This is a genomic window from Thalassospira lucentensis (assembly GCF_032921865.1).
Classification (GTDB): domain Bacteria; phylum Pseudomonadota; class Alphaproteobacteria; order Rhodospirillales; family Thalassospiraceae; genus Thalassospira; species Thalassospira lucentensis_A.
Genome location: NZ_CP136684.1, coordinates 1,909,102 through 1,925,338, shown reverse-complemented (window position 1 = coordinate 1,925,338; position 16,237 = coordinate 1,909,102). Strand labels below are relative to the sequence as shown.

The window sequence follows — 16,237 nt, the reverse complement described above, 5'->3', positions numbered from 1 at the left end:
TTTGTCGATACCCGCATAGAAGGATCAGACAGATGACGGCGCAACCCGCCCCGCAATCCGGATCAGACCAGGGATCAAACATCGATCCCGCCACACAGGCCCGCCAGCGCTGGATGGCAGTACTGGCACGCACAGACCGCGCAATTCTGGAACAGGAATGGCACGATCATTTTGCCGATGTGCAATGGAGCCACCTGCGCGAACCGCAAATCGGCATGGTCATGGTACGTGGCCGCGCCGGGGGTGCCGGGCAACGCTTCAACCTTGGCGAAATGACGGTCACACGCTGCGCAGTTACCCTGTCCGATGGCACGGTCGGTCATGCCTATGTCAAGGGTCGCGACCGCATACAGGCGCAATATGCCGCCCTGTTTGATGCCATCATGCAACGCGACAACGCTGCATCGGATTTCATCGACATGCTGGCCCGCCAGCAGGCCGAGGCAAAACGCGAAAACGCCCGCAAGGTCGCCGCCACCAAGGTCGATTTCTTTACCCTTGTCCGAGGAGAAGACGAATGATCCCGCAACCCCGGACAGCCGATCTGCTGCGCGGTTTTGAAAATGCTGCCTTTGATTCCAATGCCGTTTTTCGCACCATTCTGGATGCCATGGCCCATCCCGGTCGGATTTACGATCTGCCGCTTGATGTCCCGGCACCGGCCGGGCTGAACAAGTCCGCAACCGCGTTCCTGCTGGCGATGGCCGATATGGATACGACAATCTGGCTGTCACCTGATTGCGCATCGGACGCTGCCAATGCCCATCTGAAATTCCATTGCGGCAGCCCGATCAGCAGCACGCCGTCCGCTGCCGATTTTGCCGTGGCCCGCCTTGATGGTGATCTTGCCTTCATCAAGGAACTGCCCATCGGCAATGCAGAATATCCCGATCAGTCAGCAACTCTGATCCTGATGGTCGAAGACATATCGGACAAGGCCGACATGATCCTGCAAGGCCCCGGCATCAAGGACAGCCAGCACCTCTCGGTCCCCGGCCTGCCCGCCGCCTTCCACGCATGGCGCGCGGAAAACCATCATCTGTTCCCATGCGGTGTCGATGTCATCTTTGCCGCGGATCGCAAAATCGCCGCCCTTCCGCGCACCACCCGGATCGAGGTCAGATAAAATGTATGTAGCCGTCAAAGGTGGCGAACGCGCCATCAACAATGCCCACCGGCTTCTGGCCGAAAAACGCCGTGGCGACAGGGACGTTGCCGAAATCGAAACCAGCCAGATCGAACAGCAATTGTCGCTTTCGGTCACCCGCGTCATGGCCGAAGGATCGCTTTATGACCGCGATCTGGCCGCCCTTGCCATCAAGCAGGGTCGCGGGGACCTGATCGAGGCGATCTTTCTGATGCGCGCCTATCGCACCACATTGCCGCGCTTTGCCTTTTCCAGGCCGGTCAAAACCGCCGAAATGGATATCGCACGCCGCATTTCGGCAACCTTCAAGGATTTGCCGGGCGGGCAGATTCTCGGCCCGACATTTGATTACACCCACCGCCTGCTTGATTTCACCCTGATGGCCAATGGCGAGGAACCGGCAACCGCCCACACCGCCGACCATCCGGTGGATGAAACCATGCCGCGCGTTCTTGATGACCTTCTGAATTACGAGGGCCTGATACAGGACGAACCGAACCCAACCAATGATGACGCCCCGGTCGCCGATCTGACGCGCGAAGCCGTCAAATTCCCGGCGGATCGTGATCTTCGCCTGCAAAACCTCGCCCGCGGGGACGAGGGTTTTGTTCTGGCACTCGGTTATTCCACCCAGCGCGGCTACGCCAATAGCCACGCATTTGTCGGTGAAATCCGCTATGGCAGCGTTGCGGTCGAAATCGAACCCGAAGAACTCGGCTTTGCCATCGATATCGGTGATATCGAGCTGACCGAATGTGAAACCGTCAACAAGTTCAAGGGTTCCAAAACCAAGCTGCCGCAATTCACCCGCGGTTACGGGCTCGTCTTCGGGCAAAACGAACGCAAGTCGATTTCGATGGCACTGGTGGATCGTGCGATGCGTGCACGCGAAATGGGCGAACAGGTCATGGGCCCGGCCCAGGACGAGGAATTCGTCATGGAACATAGCGACAATGTGCAGGCAACCGGCTTTGTCGAACATATCAAGCTGCCGCACTATGTCGATTTCCAGGGCGAACTTGAACTTGTCCGGCGCATGCGTGCCGAAGTGCTGGAACGTCTGGCAAAGGCGGATGCAGCCGATGCCAAAAACGCCAGATCACAACCCGAAGCCGCGGAGTAACCAATATGGAACAGACCGTAAATAATCCGCTAGAATCATCTTCGGCCTATAATTTTGCCTATCTTGATGAACAAACCAAACGCATGATCCGGCGTGCGCTGCTAAAGGCCGTTGCCATCCCCGGATATCAGGTGCCGTTTGCCGGTCGCGAAATGCCGATGCCCTATGGCTGGGGTACGGGCGGGGTGCAGGTCACGGCCGCCGTCATCGGCCCGGACGATACGCTTAAGGTCATCGATCAGGGCGCGGACGACACCACCAACGCGGTATCCATCCGGCAGTTCTTTGCCAAGACCGCCAATGTGGCGACCACGGAAAAAACCGCCGAGGCATCAATTATCCAGACCCGCCACCGCATTCCCGAAAAGGAACTGCGCGAAGACCAGATCCTTGTCTATCAGGTGCCGATCCCCGAACCGCTTCGCTTCCTGGAACCCCGCGAAACCGAAACGCGCAAGATGCACGCGCTTGAGGAATATGGCCTGATGCATGTGAAGCTTTATGAGGACATTTCGCGTCACGGCCATATCGCCACCACCTACGCCTATCCGGTGATGGTTGATGATCGCTATGTCATGGATCCGTCGCCAACACCGAAATTCGACAATCCGAAAATGGACATGATGGCCGCCCTGCAGCTTTTCGGGGCCGGACGTGAAAAGCGCATCTATGCCCTGCCGCCTTACACCAAGGTCAAAAGCCTCGATTTCGAAGATCACCCGTTCGAGGTGCAAAGCTGGAAGGACGAATGCGGCATGTGCGGCGCAACCGACAGCTACCTTGACGAGGTTATCCTCGATGACAAGGGCAACCGGATGTTCGTCTGCTCGGACACCGATTATTGCAGCGAACGGCAGGACGCCGGCCATCGTGGCCCGCAACATCATGACCAGCCCCTTGGCACCAGCCACAGCAACGGAAAGGCCGCAGAATAATGACCCGTTCAACTGAACCGCTTCTGCGCGTTTCCGACCTGACCATGATGTATGGCGACCGGGTCGGCTGCCGCAATGTAAGTTTCGAGCTCCGCCCCGGCGAAGTGCTTGGCATCGTTGGTGAATCCGGGTCCGGAAAATCAACTTTGCTGCGCAGCATTTCAGCCCAGCAGGAACCGACCAAGGGCACGGTCGAATACCATACCCGCATCGATGGCATCCGCGATGTCTATCAGATGTCCGAAGCGCAACGTCGACTGCTGATGCGCACCGACTGGGCGTTCGTACACCAGAATGCCCGCGATGGATTGCGGATGAATGTCAGTGCCGGGGCCAATATCGGCGAACGCCTGATGGCCGTCGGTGATCGTCATTACGGCAATATCCGGAATGCCGCCGAAAGCTGGCTTGGCAAGGTCGAAATTGCCACCGAACGCCTTGATGATCTGCCCTCAACCTTTTCGGGTGGTATGCAGCAACGCCTGCAGATTGCCCGTAACCTCGTAACCAGCCCGCGTCTCGTTTTCATGGACGAACCCACGGGTGGTCTGGACGTCTCGGTTCAGGCCCGCCTGCTCGATCTGCTGCGCGGGCTGGTTCACGACCTTAATCTGGCGGTGATCATCGTCACCCACGATCTGGCGGTCGCCCGCCTGTTATCGCATCGCCTGATGGTCATGCAGCGCGGCGAAGTGATCGAAAGCGGCCTGACCGATCAGGTGCTGGACGATCCGCAGCACGCCTATACCCAGCTGCTTGTTTCTTCCATCCTGCAAAACTAGGGCGATTGAAATGTCTGAAATGCTTCACGCCAAAAACGTCGCCAAGGGCTTTACCCTCCATACTCAGGGCAGCGTCACGATCCCGGTATTCGAAGGGGTGGAATTCCGCCTCAATGCCGGTGAATGCATTGCGCTGACCGGTGAATCCGGATCGGGAAAAAGTACCTTCATGCGCATGCTTTATGCCAATTACACCTGTTCAAGCGGCTCGATCAGCGTGCTTCACGATGGTGACTGGCTCGATATCACCACCGCAAGCCCGCATGCGATCCTTGATATGCGCAAACGCACCATGGGCTATGTCAGCCAGTTCCTGCGCGTCATTCCGCGTGTACCGACACTGGAAATCGTTGCCGAACCGCTGATCGCGCTGGGTGCGCCCCGCGAAACGGCCATGGAAAAGGCCCGCGACCTTTTGACCCGCTTGCGCATCCCCGAACGTCTGTGGCAACTTTCACCCCTGACCTTTTCCGGGGGCGAGCAACAGCGCGTGAATATCGCGCGCGGTTTTATCGCCGATTATCCGATCATGCTGCTTGATGAACCGACCGCATCGCTTGACACCCAAAATCGTGCCACGGTTCTGGCATTGATTGAAGAAGCCAAGGCACGCGGCGCTGCCATTGCCGGTATTTTCCATGATCACGAAACCCGCGATGCGGTCTGCACGGGATCATTTGATGTGACTTCGTTTAAAGTTGGGGCCAATGACTGAACAGATTTTTACCAATGCCAAAATTGTCCTCGCCAATGATGTCATCGAGGGTGCCGTTCAGATCAGGGACGGACTGATCACCGATATCTCGGATCGCCCGTCCAACCTGCCGGGTGCCGAAGACATGGGCGGCGATTACCTGATGCCCGGACTGGTCGAACTGCATACCGACAATCTCGAAAAACACCTGACCCCGCGTCCCAAAACCCGCTGGCCCGCCACCGCCGCGGTGATTGCACACGACAATCAGGTCGCCAGTGCCGGCATCACGACGGTCTTTGACGCCATCTCTGTCGGCGACGTCTCGGACGGATCAGAACGGATCGAACGACTGGTTGAATCGGTGACCGCCCTTCAGCATGCGCTCGAGAACAACCTTTTGCGTGCAGATCACAAACTGCATCTGCGCTGTGAAACGTCCTATGGCGGTCTGGTCGAGGCGCTCGATAATCTGGTTGATCTGCCTCTGGTCAAGATGCTCTCGGTGATGGATCACACGCCGGGCCAACGCCAATTCGTCAGCCTGGATGCCTATTACACCTATTATCAGGGCAAATACGGCCTCTCGGACGAGGAAATGCGCAAATTCGTCGCCAGCCGCAAACGTGATTCCGAACTTTATTCCGTCAAACATCGCCGTCACGTCGTCGAACTTGCTCACCAAAAACATCTGGCGCTGGCAAGCCACGATGACGCGACCGAGGAACATGTCGCCGAAGCCGTCGCCGATAAAATGACCGTGGCCGAATTCCCGACGACACTGGCGGCTGCCAAGGCATCGCACGAAGGCGGTCTTGGCGTGATGATGGGCGGGCCAAACCTTGTGCGCGGCGGCTCGCACAGCGGCAATGTCGCGGCGGGCGATCTGGCAAAGCATGGCTATCTCGACATTATTTCAAGCGACTATGTCCCCCACAGCCTGCTGCACGGTGTCATGAAGCTGTTTGATGATTTCGACGCCTATGATCTTCCGCGTGCGGTGCGCACCGCGACCCTGACCCCCGCAAAACAGGTCGGCCTTGACGACCGGGGCGAGATTGCGGTTGGCAAACGCGGCGATCTGATCCGGGTGCATCATTCACCGCATCATCCGATTGTGCGCGGTGTGTGGCGTATGGGAAGCCGCGTGTCATGACCGCGCGCCATGACATCCATCATGGCGCTTCGGAAAATGGATTACTGATTCTTGTCGTCGGCCCCAGCGGGGTTGGCAAGGATACCCTATTGGATGCGGCACGGGCGCGTTTGCACGACGATGAAACCATCCTGTTTCCCCGTCGCTGCATTACCCGCCCGGCCGGGTCGGTTGGCGAAATCCATATTCCCGTGCGGGCCGAGGATTTTGCATCCATGGCAAAGCAGGGTGCCTTCCTGCTGAGCTGGCGGGCGCACAATCTTTGTTACGGCATTCCCAATCATGTCCAGAACGACGTCGCCAACGGCAAAATCGTTGTCGTCAACGCATCACGCAGCGTGATTGACGATGCCCGCGATCTTCTGGGTTCCGATCACGTCCGGGTCATCAGCATCCGGGCACACGAAGATGCCCTTCGCCAACGCCTTGTGGCCCGTGGCCGCGAAAGTTCCGACGATATCGAACAACGCCTGCGGCGCGCATCGGCCTATCAGGTCGATGGTCCCAACGTGATCGCCGTTGAAAATGACAATGACCTTGAAACCGGTATTGGCCGCTTCATTGATGCCATTTTCCACCGCCCGGCACATGGGGACCAAGCGCCCGGCAACCGGGTAGTCTGAACAAAAAATGCTGCAGCAAAACGCTGCAGCATTTTTTATTTCCCAAGGTGCAATCACCCGTCATCCAAGCGCGAAGCGCCCCAACAAATCAAACGGCTTTCCATCACCCGGATCACCAAAAAGACAGACATCGCTGATCGTAAATGGTGCCTCGCACAAGGGTGCAACAATCGGGGCAAGCGCATCGCGCACCCGCATCATCCGGTCCGGGTCAAGCTTGTCTGTCAGGGTCAGGTGAAAACGGAATTCTTCCATCACATAGGGATATCCCCATCTGACCAGATATTCTTCCTGTCGATCACTTAACCCCGATGCACGGCGTTTATTCATCGCGGCTTCGTCTTCGGGCTGCCGAAAACCGTCAAGCGCCTGCACCAGACCAGACGCCAGCGCACCAAGCTGATCGGTCGGCGCAGTCGGGATCAGGGCGATAAAACTGCCAATCGATTTCAGCAAAAGCGGACCACACGTCACCGAAGACGCTGCCGCACAATAGTCAGCAATCGCACGTTCAAGCTGCACGCGCGTCTGCCCGTCCTTTAAGGTGAAGGGCGGTTTCAGGGTGCCATGAAATCCGTATCGCGACGGGGAAACGGTTATCGCCGCGACCTCGCCATCGGCAAGGCCGATGGCAGCCCGGCGGTCCATTTCCCGTCCGGTTTCGGGATCACGCCCCAGCCAGGAATTGCCAAAAGCCGCCAGATCACTGTCGGCTTTCGGTGCATAGTAAACAGCATAACGCTGATAGTCGGTCATGTGGCCTCGAACTGGCTTTCGATTTATCGCAGATCGTATTTCAGACAGAAATCCCGTACCGGCAGACGCCGAAAATCGTCAAGCCGTTCTGCCAATGTTGCATGATCCCAGTCCCACCAGCAAATGCGAAGCAGCGCATCGACAATTTCCGCGTCAAATCGCGGGCGAAGCGGGGTGGCCGGAATACCGGTCACAATCGTATAGGGCGGCACATCCTTGGTCACCACCGCACCCGAACCGACAACCGACCCGATCCCGATGGCAACCCCGCCCTGAACAATCGCGCCATGCCCGATCCAGACATCATGATCAAGCTTCACCCGCTTTTCGCGGCGCCAGTCAAAAAACGCCGGATCATCATCGCCAAGCTCATAGGCACTCGACCGGTACTGGAAATGATGCATCGATGCCCGGTCCATCGGATGCTGCCCCGGATTGATCCTTGTATGGGCGGCGATATTTACGAATTTGCCGATGTCGGAATAGATGATCTCGCTGTCATTGACGACATAGGAATAATCACCCATCACGCTTTCGCGGATGCTGGTGCGTGCGCCAATTTCGGTCCAGACACCAAACTCGCAATCAACAACAACCGCACTCTGATCAATCGTCGGGGCCTCCGACAATTGTTTCATTGCCGGTTTGGCCTGCGTAATCTTGAACGTCATGGATCAGGTCACCAGTTTGCGCAGGCGCTGCGAAATCACATCAAGCAGGCTGACCGACAGGATGATGATGATCATGACCGCGGCGGTTTCCGCATAATAAAATGCACGGATATATTCCCACAAAACCATGCCAATGCCACCCGCACCGACAATGCCAAGAACGGTAGCCGACCGCACGTTGCTTTCAAACCGGTACAGCGAATAGGAAATCCAAAGCGGAAGAACCTGCGGGATCACCCCAAAGATGACCTCCTGCAATCCGTTGGCACCGGTGGCCCGGATGCCTTCGACCGGTTCGGGATCAATCGCCTCGACGGCTTCTGAAAACAGCTTTGCCAGAACGCCGGTGGTATGAATCCAAAGGGCAAGCACACCGGCAAACGGACCAAGACCAACCGCAACAACGAACAGCATGGCAAAAACCATTTCATTGATCGCGCGGAAGGAATCCATCAGGCGGCGCACCGGCTGGTACACCCAGAACGGAACAATGTTTTCAGAACACAGAATGCCAAACGGGATCGAACAGACAATTGCAAGCGCCGTGCCCCAGATCGCAATCTGGATCGTGATCCACATTTCGCTGACATAGGTTTTCCACATCAGGAAATCCGGCGGGAAAAACCCGTCCGCGAAATCGACCATGTTGCCACTGTTTTCAATCAGGGCCATGGGCCGCATGTCGGCCCCCTCCCAGGACAGGGCCAGAATGGCCAGAATGAACGCCCAAAGAAGGAAACTTGCGCCTGAACGTTTCAGATCGCGCGGCGGAAGTTCTGCGGCGGTTACGGCAGATGTCGAAAGGCTGCTGTTCATGTTCTTTTCCCGGGAAATAAAAACAAACGGGGAGCCCTGATATCGGGCTCCCCGTTCGGATGCCGGTTACTCGTAAGAAACCAGGATATCGAGTTCTGCGAGCTGCTTGTCGATTTCAGAAACGCGTTTTGCTTTCTCGTCGGCGGACAGTTCGGCGGTGTTCTCGATTTTCAGCTTGTCTTTATACAGTTCAAGCTGACGGATCGGGTAAAGCTGCGCATTGCTGCTTTCCATGAACTTGCCCATGCCATCCTGAATGCCGCCAAGAACCTTGTTGGCTTCTTCAACATCGCCCAGACGACCGTAACCAAGGAAGAACGCCTTGATTTCGGATTTCAGTTCGCGCGACATATCCTTGCGATAAACCATCGGATCGGACGGGATCAGCGGCGAGGTCCAGATAACCTTGACCTTGTCGGTGATTTCCGGCTTGACCATCTGGGTGCGGGCAAGCTGTTCGGAGTTGTTGGCAGCAACATCAACCTGATTATTGGCGGTCGCCATCAGGTTGGTTTCGTGGTTGGCATTGCGAACGGTCTTGAAGCAGTTTTTCGGATCAACGCCGTTCTGCGCAAAGACGTAATAGGTCGGAACCAGGAAGCCCGAGGTCGAGTTCGGATCACCGATACCGAAATTAAGCGAACCATCGCATTTCAGCATGTCGGCAAGCGTGTTGAGCTTGTCGTTATCGGCCTGGGTGATGATGTGGGAATAATAGCCGTTCGTGCCGTCGCTTTTGGACGTCTGGACGAAAACTTCGCCGCCCGCACGGTCAACGGCTTCCATGGCCGACTTGTTACCGAACCAGCCAACGTGAACCTTGCCAAAACGCATGCCTTCGATGATGCCGGCATAGTCAGGCGCGAAGAACGCTTCGACATCCTTGCCAAGGGCTTCTTCCATATCCTCGATCAACGGCTGCCACTGAGCTTTCAGGTTCGAGCTGGATTCAGTCGAGATAAAGCCGAACACGATGGTTTCCGGGTCTTTTTCAAGCGGCTTGAATTCGACATCGGCATGGGCAAAGCCCGAAGCCAGCATGCTGGCAGCAAGGGCTGCGGATGCAATTGTTTTACGGATCATGGGAAGTCCCCCGTCAGGTTGGTTGGTAGAGGTGAAATAAAAAGAGATGTAAGGCAGAGAGAAATCGTCCTGATCTAGTTTGAAACGAAAGCCAGATCCTTCTCCGCGACCCTGCTCTTTGCCGGAACGTCATCCGGGGCAGACGCGAAAAGCTCGGAAGAATATTCGCCGTAAAGTTCGCGCAGGAACTCCGGCGTCAGTTCAGTGGATGGCCCGTCAAACACGACCGCGCCATCGCGCATCGCAATGGTGCGTGCGCAATAATCACGGGCATAATCGACCTGATGCAGCGACACGATGACCGTGACATTGTCTTCGCGGTTCACCCGATCCAGCGTATTCATCACCTTGCGCGATGACGCCGGGTCAAGGGATGCAATCGGCTCGTCGGCCAGGATAAGACGCGCACCCTGCGTAATCGTGCGTGCAATCGCCGCACGCTGCTGCTGCCCACCCGAAAGATTGCGGGCCTTCTTTGTCGCATGGCTATCGATACCGACACGCTTTAACGCGGTCATCGCCCGCATGCGCTCAGCCTTGGTAAACAGGCATAATGATCCGCGCCACGCAGGCACACGGCCCAGCATCCCGGTCAGAACATTGGTCAGAACCGTCAGGCGGCTGACCAGATTGAATTGCTGAAACACAACGCCGATATCGGCACGCACCTTCCGCGCACCCCTTGCAATACGGCCATTCTGCTGGATGACTTCACCGAATACCTCGATCTTGCCGCCATCGCGATCCCCACGCAGCAAACCGGCAATATGACGGATAAGGGTGGATTTGCCCGAACCGGACGCCCCGATCAGCGCGACCATCTCGCCCTCGCGAACCTGTAAACTGACATTGTTCAATGCCCGCTTATCGCGCGAGAAGCTCTTGTTCAGTCCGGATATGTCTACGACCAGCATTAAAGTCCGCCTGCTTGTGTTTCGCTGGTCAAGAAGCTACGCACAATCCGCGACTCTATGGTGACGGTGATGTTACAGTTCGATGATTACGACGCCTTCATTTCACCGACAACAATCAAACTTGTCTATACATCAAGATATCAATCAAATAAAAAATCGAACCACCAAGAAATAACAATGTAATAATTCAATTATTACTTGTGACCGTGTTCACAAATATGGATATGGACGGGCCAAAAAACGAAAAACCCCGACAGAAAGAAACTGCCGGGGCCTTGTATTGCGCCTGATCGCGGATGGATTTACTTGATCGCCTCAATCGCGGCAATGACATCATCTTCGATATCAAGCCCCTGAATTTCCGCATCCCGGCGCGCATTCTGCCCGCGCCGCCCCGGCAAGCGCACGGTTTCCTCCAGCGCGATTTCATCTGCAATATAGTGCAAATGATCAATGATCCCCGCCCCGCCGACCGCAACCGGATCAATGGCAATCACCATCTGACCCAATGCCGGTGGCGCGCCCTTGTCATCAAAAAGCGACGACGATTGATGCCCGAATTGTGCCCCGGTCAATCCGGCGGCCAGCATTTCAACCATCATGGCAAGGGCCGCCCCCTTGACCCCACCCGCCGGGACCATCGTGCCTTCAAGCGCCCTGACGGCATCCGTCGTCGGATTGCCGTCAACATCCAATGCCCAGTCATCAGGGATCGGAACGCCCTTCTGCTTGGCCGCCATGATCTTGCCGCGCGCCACCTTGGACAGGGCCAGATCAATCACGATCGGATCGCCATCGCCAATCGGCGTGGCAAAGGCAATCGGGTTGGTGCCAAACATCGGGCGGCGACCACCCCACGGCGCCATCGCGGCTGGCGCATTGGCAAACATCATCGCCGCCAGCCCCGCCTCGGCCAGCTTTTCCACGGTAAGTCCCATCACCCCGGCATGGTGCGACTTATGGATTGCCGCGACCGCAATCCCCTGACTGCGCGCAATATCGGGCAATCGTTCGATCATCAGATCAAGCGCCGGATAGGCAAATCCGAACCGCGCATCAATCCGCAAAACGGCCGGAAACGGCTGATCGGCCACCGGCTTGGCATGCCCGTCAACCTTGCCCGCACGCGCCTGCGCGGCATAGGCCGGAACGCGGCGCAAACCATGCCCGCCCTGTCCTGCGGCCTCGGCCGTGACCAGGGCGGTCGCAACCGATCCGGCATTGTCGGGATCAACGTTGCAGCGCAGCAGGGTATTGCACACAAGCGCATGTGCGTCAGACAGGGCAAGCTTCATGATGGTGACCTTAAAGATGGTGGCGGGAAGATAATGATGGCGGGCCCGGATACATTAGCCGCGCGAATGCCCCGACGCAAAGGTCTTGTGCACCGCAACCCTGCAAAACCATTCGGCAAAACCCCTACGACTGCACTATAAAACCGGAGCTCGAATATGCTAAAATTTCGCCGCAAAGTCGTATGAGTATCCCGCCACGGTTCATGCCGCCCGAAACGCGGCAGTCAGACCGGGACAGATTCCAAACACAGGATATTTCGAATGCGCAAAGTAACCTCATTAACCTTCGCGGCATTTGGCATCGCCAGCAGCCTGTGGCTTGCCGGTTGTGCTGCCACAACCAAACCGGCCGAGGAAAAATCACCCGCCGACTGGTCGGCCATCGCCGGTCGCGACTGGCAGCTGATGCGAATTGAGGCGAAAGACAAAAGCCTGACCCCGATGACCCCGATCCTTGCCAGCGTCAACTTTACCAATGACGGGAAAATTGCCGGATCGACCGGCTGCAACCGCTATTTCGGCAGTTACACCCGCAAGGATACCGCCCTTGATGTCTCCCCGCTCGGCAGCACCAAAATGATGTGCATGGAAGACGCGATGGAGATCGAAGACGCCTTTATCGCCGCCATGGCAGATGTCAAAGGCTGGAAAGTACAGGACGGCGACCTGATGCTGGTGGATGGCAGCGCCAAATCCATCATGACGTTCGAACCGATCCAGCCATAGGCGGAACAGGGATCACACGAACCCGTAAAAAAGGGGCGCAGATCACTGCGCCCCTTTTGCGTTGGTCTGTCGGCAACCTATCGCGGTTCGCTACGCAATCCCTGAATGATGGAATAACACGCCAGCAAAAGCACGATGGCAAACGGGAACCCGGTTGAAACCGCCATCGCCTGCAGGGAGCCAAGCCCCCCGCCCAGCAGCAGCGCAATCGCAACAAGCCCTTCAAACGTGCACCAGAAAACCCGCTGGGGCACCGGCGCATCAACCTTGCCGCCTGCGGTGATGGTATCGATCACCAGCGACCCGGAATCGGACGAGGTGACAAAGAACACGATCACCAGAACAATCCCGATAAAGGACGTGATCGCATGCAACGGCAGGGCTTCAAGCATGCTAAACAGCTTGATCGGAAGCGCCGCATCGGCAATCGCCTGCACGCCTTCATTGACCATATGCACCGCCGTGCCGCCAAACGCCGTCATCCACAGCACGCAGACCAGCGACGGAATGATCAGGACACAGGTAATGAATTCCCGCACCGTCCGGCCACGCGACACGCGCGCAATGAACATGCCGACAAACGGCGACCAGGAAATCCACCACGCCCAATAGAACGACGTCCAGCCCTGGCTGAAATTGGTATCCTCACGCCCGACCGGGTTCGAAAGCGCTGGAAGATATTCGACATAGGCGACAAGACTTGTGAAAAAGCCCTTGATGATATCCATGGTCGGCCCGACCAGCACGACAAACAGCAAAAGCAATGCCGCCAGAACCATATTGATTTCCGAAAGCCGTTTGACCCCGGCATCAAGCCCGGCCAGAACCGAAATCAGCGCAACCCCGGTAATCGCGATAATCAGGACAACCTTCGATCCATCCGTAACCGGAATGCCAAACAGGAATTCAAGCCCGGCATTGGCCTGTTCCGCACCAAAACCAAGCGACGTCGCAAGCCCGAACAGGGTGGCAAACACCGCCAGAATATCAATCACATGCCCGGTCCAGCCCCAGACACGCTCGCCAAAGATCGGATAAAACACCGACCGCATGGTCAATGGCAGGCCCTTGTTAAACGAAAACAGCGCCAATGCCAGCGCCACCGTGGCATAGATCGCCCACGGGTGAAGCCCCCAATGGAAAATCGTCGCCGCCATGCCAAGGTCAAAGGCACCGTCCGCATCGCCCATCGCCCCGCCTAGCGGTGCCCAGTCGGTCCGCACCCCGCCATCACCGACCGTCGCGCCGCCCATCGATGTGGTAAAGTGCGAAATCGGCTCGGACACGCCATAAAACATAAGGCCGATCCCCATGCCGGCCGCAAACAGCATGGCAAACCAGCCGCTATAGGAATAATCCGGTGTCGCATCCTGCCCGCCCAGCCGGACCTTGCCCAGCGGCGATACAATCAGAAACAGACACAGCAAAACGAAAACATTCGCCACCGACAGGAAGAACCAGTCAAAGGTCGATGTCAGCCAGCCCCGAAGGTCATTGAACATCGGCCCGACACTTTCCTGAAAGGCCAGTGTGAAAAACACGAATGCAACAATCGATAACCCCGAAATCAGGAATACCGGGTTATGAATATCAAGGCCAAACGGCCCGATCTGTGTGGTGATGTTATCCTGTCCGATTTCATATTCGGTATCGATCGGATTGGCCGCACCATCCGGGCTTTCAATGCCCGTCTCGGCATTCGATCCCATGAAAATCTCCCTTGAAAAGCAATTTTGCGGCCACCCCTGGCCGCAATCTGTCCGGTTTGCCTGCTATTAACGCACCAGAAACACGGAATGATCCCAATGCGACGCAACATATCCGCCGTGGGATGCAAAAATATGATCGGCCATACCCGGCACATGGGACGCCATGACGATCACATCCGCCTTGACCTCTGTTGCCGCATCAACAATGATTTCGCTCAGATCAATCGCCGGATCGTGTGAAATGCGGGTCATGCCCGAACATTCGATACCGGTCTTTTTGGCCTGCTCTTCGGCAAAGGCCGCCATTTTGCGATCATATTCTGCTGGCGTATGTGCAATCGGGGATGGGGTATTGGTTCCAACCCCGAAAAAGCAGATTTTGGCATCATAATGCTTTGCCAGATCCGCCGCCGTCGAAAGCGCCTTTTCCAGCTTGTCGATATGCGTCAGATCCACGGGTACCATGATCTTGCGATACATTCCCTGCCTCCGTTCTACGGGTGCCCTAACGGGCAAAACACACCTTCGAAACAGATGAGGCGATAAAGACTATCACCAGAACAGGAAATTATCAAAACACTCATCACCGGCGGATTTCACGCCACGGGTGAATACAGATACCAGACCGCGACAATCAACCAGAAGAAACCGCCAAATAATTCCGGCGATTTACCGGACCCATTAAATCCGGATCATTTCATGCTGCGCACGAATTCGCGGCAATATCCGGCACATTATTATGCCGCAGAATTATTCTGCCGCCATGCGCCTTATCGCATCACACAGGAATTTAAATCCGGTCGCCGCCCCCTCACTCATATGCCGCGCGCGTAGCCAGCCATGGATCATTTGCGGCTCCTCGCGATACGTCACGTCAATCCCGGCCCGGGCAAGGCGCGCGGTATATTCCCGCCCGTCATCGCGCAGCGGATCAAAATAGGCCGCCGTGATATAGGTCGGCGGCAATCCGCGCAGATCCTCCGCCGATAACGGATAGGCCACCGGATCATCCATCGGCGCCTTCAGGACATCGCGATAATAAATCACATCATCGGTGCTTAAACCGGGGGCGGATGCCATCTGGCCATAGGATGGCCAGCCAAGATCACCGCCAAGGGCCGGATAAATCAGGACCTGCCCGACAACACCCGCGCCAAGCCCCTCATCGCGCGCCCGGATCGCAAGCCCGCCTGCCAATGTCGCCCCGGCACTATCACCAACAAGCACGATCTCCGCACCGTGCGACAGCACATCGCGCGCAACCGCAAACGCATCCTGATGCGCCGCTGGCCAGATATGTTCGGGCGCCAGCCGGTAATCGACCGAAATCATTTCCGCACCCGCCGCCTCGGCAATCTCGGCACAGATCGCATCATGGCTATCAAGCGACCCGACGATAAACCCGCCGCCATGCAGGTAAAGCAACTTCCGCGTTGTCCGAATCTTGGCCGGGCGATAAATCCTGACCGCCACCCCGGCAATATGATCATCACAGGTCAGAAGCCCCGGCGGATGGGGATAGGCAAAGGCATCACAAAGCGCTTCATACCATTTGCGTTGCTGCGCAATATCGGCGGCAACCGCATCGGGCGGATAAAACCGGTCGCATGTGGCTATGAAGTCACGGATGCCTGCTTCGTCGGGCATCGGGCTATAGGCGATATCGGGCATCGCCTGATCGGACCCGTCCATGTCGCACAACTTCCCCAATGATGTTTTGATGTTTGTACGCGCAAGCCTAACGCCAATCACGCGCGCTTGAAAAGCATGCAAATGCGCCATGGCGGTTTTGTGACCTCGATCCCCC

18 protein-coding genes are annotated in these 16,237 nt (G+C 56.9%); 9 read left to right on the top strand and 9 right to left on the bottom strand.

Annotated elements, in window-relative coordinates; genetic code table 11:
- Window positions 1–32: 32 nt before the first annotated feature.
- The 8 genes from phnG to phnN are packed head-to-tail and all read left to right on the top strand — an operon-like array spanning window position 33 to window position 6,460.
- On the top strand, window positions 33–521 hold the full coding sequence (gene phnG / locus R1T41_RS09490; RefSeq protein ID WP_317341381.1) for a phosphonate C-P lyase system protein PhnG: 489 nt from the start codon (window positions 33–35) through the stop codon (window positions 519–521).
- Window positions 518–1,126 carry a phosphonate C-P lyase system protein PhnH gene (gene phnH / locus R1T41_RS09485; protein WP_317341380.1) on the top strand — a complete coding sequence of 203 codons (609 nt, stop codon included), beginning with the start codon at window positions 518–520 and terminating at the stop codon, window positions 1,124–1,126. The genes phnG and phnH overlap by 4 nt, the downstream gene beginning before the upstream one ends.
- A 1-nt stretch (window position 1,127) precedes the next feature.
- On the top strand, window positions 1,128–2,270 hold the full coding sequence (locus R1T41_RS09480) for a carbon-phosphorus lyase complex subunit PhnI (protein ID WP_097051388.1): 1,143 nt from the start codon (window positions 1,128–1,130) through the stop codon (window positions 2,268–2,270).
- Between the two features lie 5 nt (window positions 2,271–2,275).
- Window positions 2,276–3,205, top strand: coding sequence for an alpha-D-ribose 1-methylphosphonate 5-phosphate C-P-lyase PhnJ (locus R1T41_RS09475; RefSeq protein ID WP_317341379.1), 930 nt, complete (start codon window positions 2,276–2,278; stop codon window positions 3,203–3,205).
- Entirely contained in the window at window positions 3,205–3,987 is a 783-nt protein-coding gene (gene phnK / locus R1T41_RS09470; protein WP_317341378.1) for a phosphonate C-P lyase system protein PhnK, read from the top strand. Before R1T41_RS09475 ends, phnK begins: the two co-directional genes overlap by 1 nt.
- 10 nt (window positions 3,988–3,997) lie before the next feature.
- Window positions 3,998–4,702: a phosphonate C-P lyase system protein PhnL gene (phnL, locus tag R1T41_RS09465; protein WP_317341377.1), complete on the top strand. Its 705-nt coding sequence runs from the start codon at window positions 3,998–4,000 to the stop codon at window positions 4,700–4,702.
- A complete protein-coding gene (locus R1T41_RS09460; protein ID WP_317341376.1) occupies window positions 4,695–5,837 on the top strand; it encodes an alpha-D-ribose 1-methylphosphonate 5-triphosphate diphosphatase in 1,143 nt (380 codons plus the stop codon). The genes phnL and R1T41_RS09460 overlap by 8 nt, the downstream gene beginning before the upstream one ends.
- Window positions 5,834–6,460, top strand: coding sequence for a phosphonate metabolism protein/1,5-bisphosphokinase (PRPP-forming) PhnN (gene phnN / locus R1T41_RS09455; RefSeq protein ID WP_317341375.1), 627 nt, complete (start codon window positions 5,834–5,836; stop codon window positions 6,458–6,460). The genes R1T41_RS09460 and phnN overlap by 4 nt, the downstream gene beginning before the upstream one ends.
- Before the next feature lie 60 nt (window positions 6,461–6,520).
- On the opposite strand, the gene R1T41_RS09450 is transcribed toward phnN, so the two are convergent.
- The 6 genes from R1T41_RS09450 to R1T41_RS09425 form a co-directional block, all read right to left on the bottom strand.
- Window positions 6,521–7,216: a DUF1045 domain-containing protein gene (locus R1T41_RS09450; protein WP_317341374.1), complete on the bottom strand. Its 696-nt coding sequence runs from the start codon at window positions 7,214–7,216 to the stop codon at window positions 6,521–6,523.
- 23 nt (window positions 7,217–7,239) lie between these two features.
- Window positions 7,240–7,887, bottom strand: a complete 648-nt coding sequence (locus R1T41_RS09445; RefSeq protein WP_317341373.1) for a chloramphenicol acetyltransferase — start codon at window positions 7,885–7,887, stop codon at window positions 7,240–7,242.
- A 3-nt stretch (window positions 7,888–7,890) separates the two neighbouring features.
- Window positions 7,891–8,703 (bottom strand): phosphonate ABC transporter, permease protein PhnE, encoded by an 813-nt coding sequence (gene phnE, locus R1T41_RS09440; RefSeq protein ID WP_062953156.1) that lies wholly within the window; start codon window positions 8,701–8,703, stop codon window positions 7,891–7,893.
- 66 nt (window positions 8,704–8,769) lie between these two features.
- A complete protein-coding gene (gene phnD, locus R1T41_RS09435; protein WP_062953155.1) occupies window positions 8,770–9,786 on the bottom strand; it encodes a phosphonate ABC transporter substrate-binding protein in 1,017 nt (338 codons plus the stop codon).
- 74 nt (window positions 9,787–9,860) lie between these two features.
- Complete coding sequence (phnC, locus tag R1T41_RS09430) at window positions 9,861–10,700, bottom strand: phosphonate ABC transporter ATP-binding protein (protein ID WP_317341372.1); 840 nt, start codon at window positions 10,698–10,700, stop codon at window positions 9,861–9,863.
- A 302-nt stretch (window positions 10,701–11,002) separates the two neighbouring features.
- Window positions 11,003–11,995 carry an Ldh family oxidoreductase gene (locus R1T41_RS09425; RefSeq protein WP_317341371.1) on the bottom strand — a complete coding sequence of 331 codons (993 nt, stop codon included), beginning with the start codon at window positions 11,993–11,995 and terminating at the stop codon, window positions 11,003–11,005.
- 261 nt (window positions 11,996–12,256) lie between these two features.
- Here R1T41_RS09425 and R1T41_RS09420 point away from each other — a divergent pair, with 261 nt between their 5' ends.
- Window positions 12,257–12,721, top strand: coding sequence for an META domain-containing protein (locus R1T41_RS09420; RefSeq protein ID WP_062953153.1), 465 nt, complete (start codon window positions 12,257–12,259; stop codon window positions 12,719–12,721).
- A gap of 77 nt (window positions 12,722–12,798) precedes the next feature.
- On the opposite strand, the gene R1T41_RS09415 is transcribed toward R1T41_RS09420, so the two are convergent.
- The 3 genes from R1T41_RS09415 to R1T41_RS09405 all read right to left on the bottom strand — a co-directional run bounded on the left by R1T41_RS09415 (window position 12,799) and on the right by R1T41_RS09405 (window position 16,122).
- Window positions 12,799–14,430: a BCCT family transporter gene (locus tag R1T41_RS09415; protein WP_317341370.1), complete on the bottom strand. Its 1,632-nt coding sequence runs from the start codon at window positions 14,428–14,430 to the stop codon at window positions 12,799–12,801.
- A 66-nt stretch (window positions 14,431–14,496) separates the two neighbouring features.
- Entirely contained in the window at window positions 14,497–14,910 is a 414-nt protein-coding gene (locus R1T41_RS09410; protein WP_317341369.1) for a universal stress protein, read from the bottom strand.
- Between the two features lie 270 nt (window positions 14,911–15,180).
- Window positions 15,181–16,122 (bottom strand): alpha/beta hydrolase, encoded by a 942-nt coding sequence (locus R1T41_RS09405; protein WP_317341368.1) that lies wholly within the window; start codon window positions 16,120–16,122, stop codon window positions 15,181–15,183.
- Window positions 16,123–16,237: the final 115 nt, after the last annotated feature.

What these genes read in the sequence shown, in the direction of transcription:
- phnH (WP_317341380.1), top strand. Translation starts at nt 518, where the DNA reads ATGATCCCGCAACCCCGGACAGCCGATCTGCTGCGCGGTTTTGAAAAT.
- R1T41_RS09445 (WP_317341373.1), bottom strand. Translation starts at nt 7,887, where the DNA reads ATGACGTTCAAGATTACGCAGGCCAAACCGGCAATGAAACAATTGTCG.
- phnL (WP_317341377.1), top strand. Translation starts at nt 3,998, where the DNA reads ATGTCTGAAATGCTTCACGCCAAAAACGTCGCCAAGGGCTTTACCCTC.
- R1T41_RS09410 (WP_317341369.1), bottom strand. Translation starts at nt 14,910, where the DNA reads ATGTATCGCAAGATCATGGTACCCGTGGATCTGACGCATATCGACAAG.
- phnC (WP_317341372.1), bottom strand. Translation starts at nt 10,700, where the DNA reads ATGCTGGTCGTAGACATATCCGGACTGAACAAGAGCTTCTCGCGCGAT.
- phnN (WP_317341375.1), top strand. Translation starts at nt 5,834, where the DNA reads ATGACCGCGCGCCATGACATCCATCATGGCGCTTCGGAAAATGGATTA.
- R1T41_RS09420 (WP_062953153.1), top strand. Translation starts at nt 12,257, where the DNA reads ATGCGCAAAGTAACCTCATTAACCTTCGCGGCATTTGGCATCGCCAGC.
- phnD (WP_062953155.1), bottom strand. Translation starts at nt 9,786, where the DNA reads ATGATCCGTAAAACAATTGCATCCGCAGCCCTTGCTGCCAGCATGCTG.
- R1T41_RS09425 (WP_317341371.1), bottom strand. Translation starts at nt 11,995, where the DNA reads ATGAAGCTTGCCCTGTCTGACGCACATGCGCTTGTGTGCAATACCCTG.
- R1T41_RS09405 (WP_317341368.1), bottom strand. Translation starts at nt 16,122, where the DNA reads ATGGACGGGTCCGATCAGGCGATGCCCGATATCGCCTATAGCCCGATG.
- R1T41_RS09475 (WP_317341379.1), top strand. Translation starts at nt 2,276, where the DNA reads ATGGAACAGACCGTAAATAATCCGCTAGAATCATCTTCGGCCTATAAT.
- R1T41_RS09480 (WP_097051388.1), top strand. Translation starts at nt 1,128, where the DNA reads ATGTATGTAGCCGTCAAAGGTGGCGAACGCGCCATCAACAATGCCCAC.
- phnE (WP_062953156.1), bottom strand. Translation starts at nt 8,703, where the DNA reads ATGAACAGCAGCCTTTCGACATCTGCCGTAACCGCCGCAGAACTTCCG.
- R1T41_RS09415 (WP_317341370.1), bottom strand. Translation starts at nt 14,430, where the DNA reads ATGGGATCGAATGCCGAGACGGGCATTGAAAGCCCGGATGGTGCGGCC.
- phnK (WP_317341378.1), top strand. Translation starts at nt 3,205, where the DNA reads ATGACCCGTTCAACTGAACCGCTTCTGCGCGTTTCCGACCTGACCATG.
- R1T41_RS09460 (WP_317341376.1), top strand. Translation starts at nt 4,695, where the DNA reads ATGACTGAACAGATTTTTACCAATGCCAAAATTGTCCTCGCCAATGAT.
- phnG (WP_317341381.1), top strand. Translation starts at nt 33, where the DNA reads ATGACGGCGCAACCCGCCCCGCAATCCGGATCAGACCAGGGATCAAAC.
- R1T41_RS09450 (WP_317341374.1), bottom strand. Translation starts at nt 7,216, where the DNA reads ATGACCGACTATCAGCGTTATGCTGTTTACTATGCACCGAAAGCCGAC.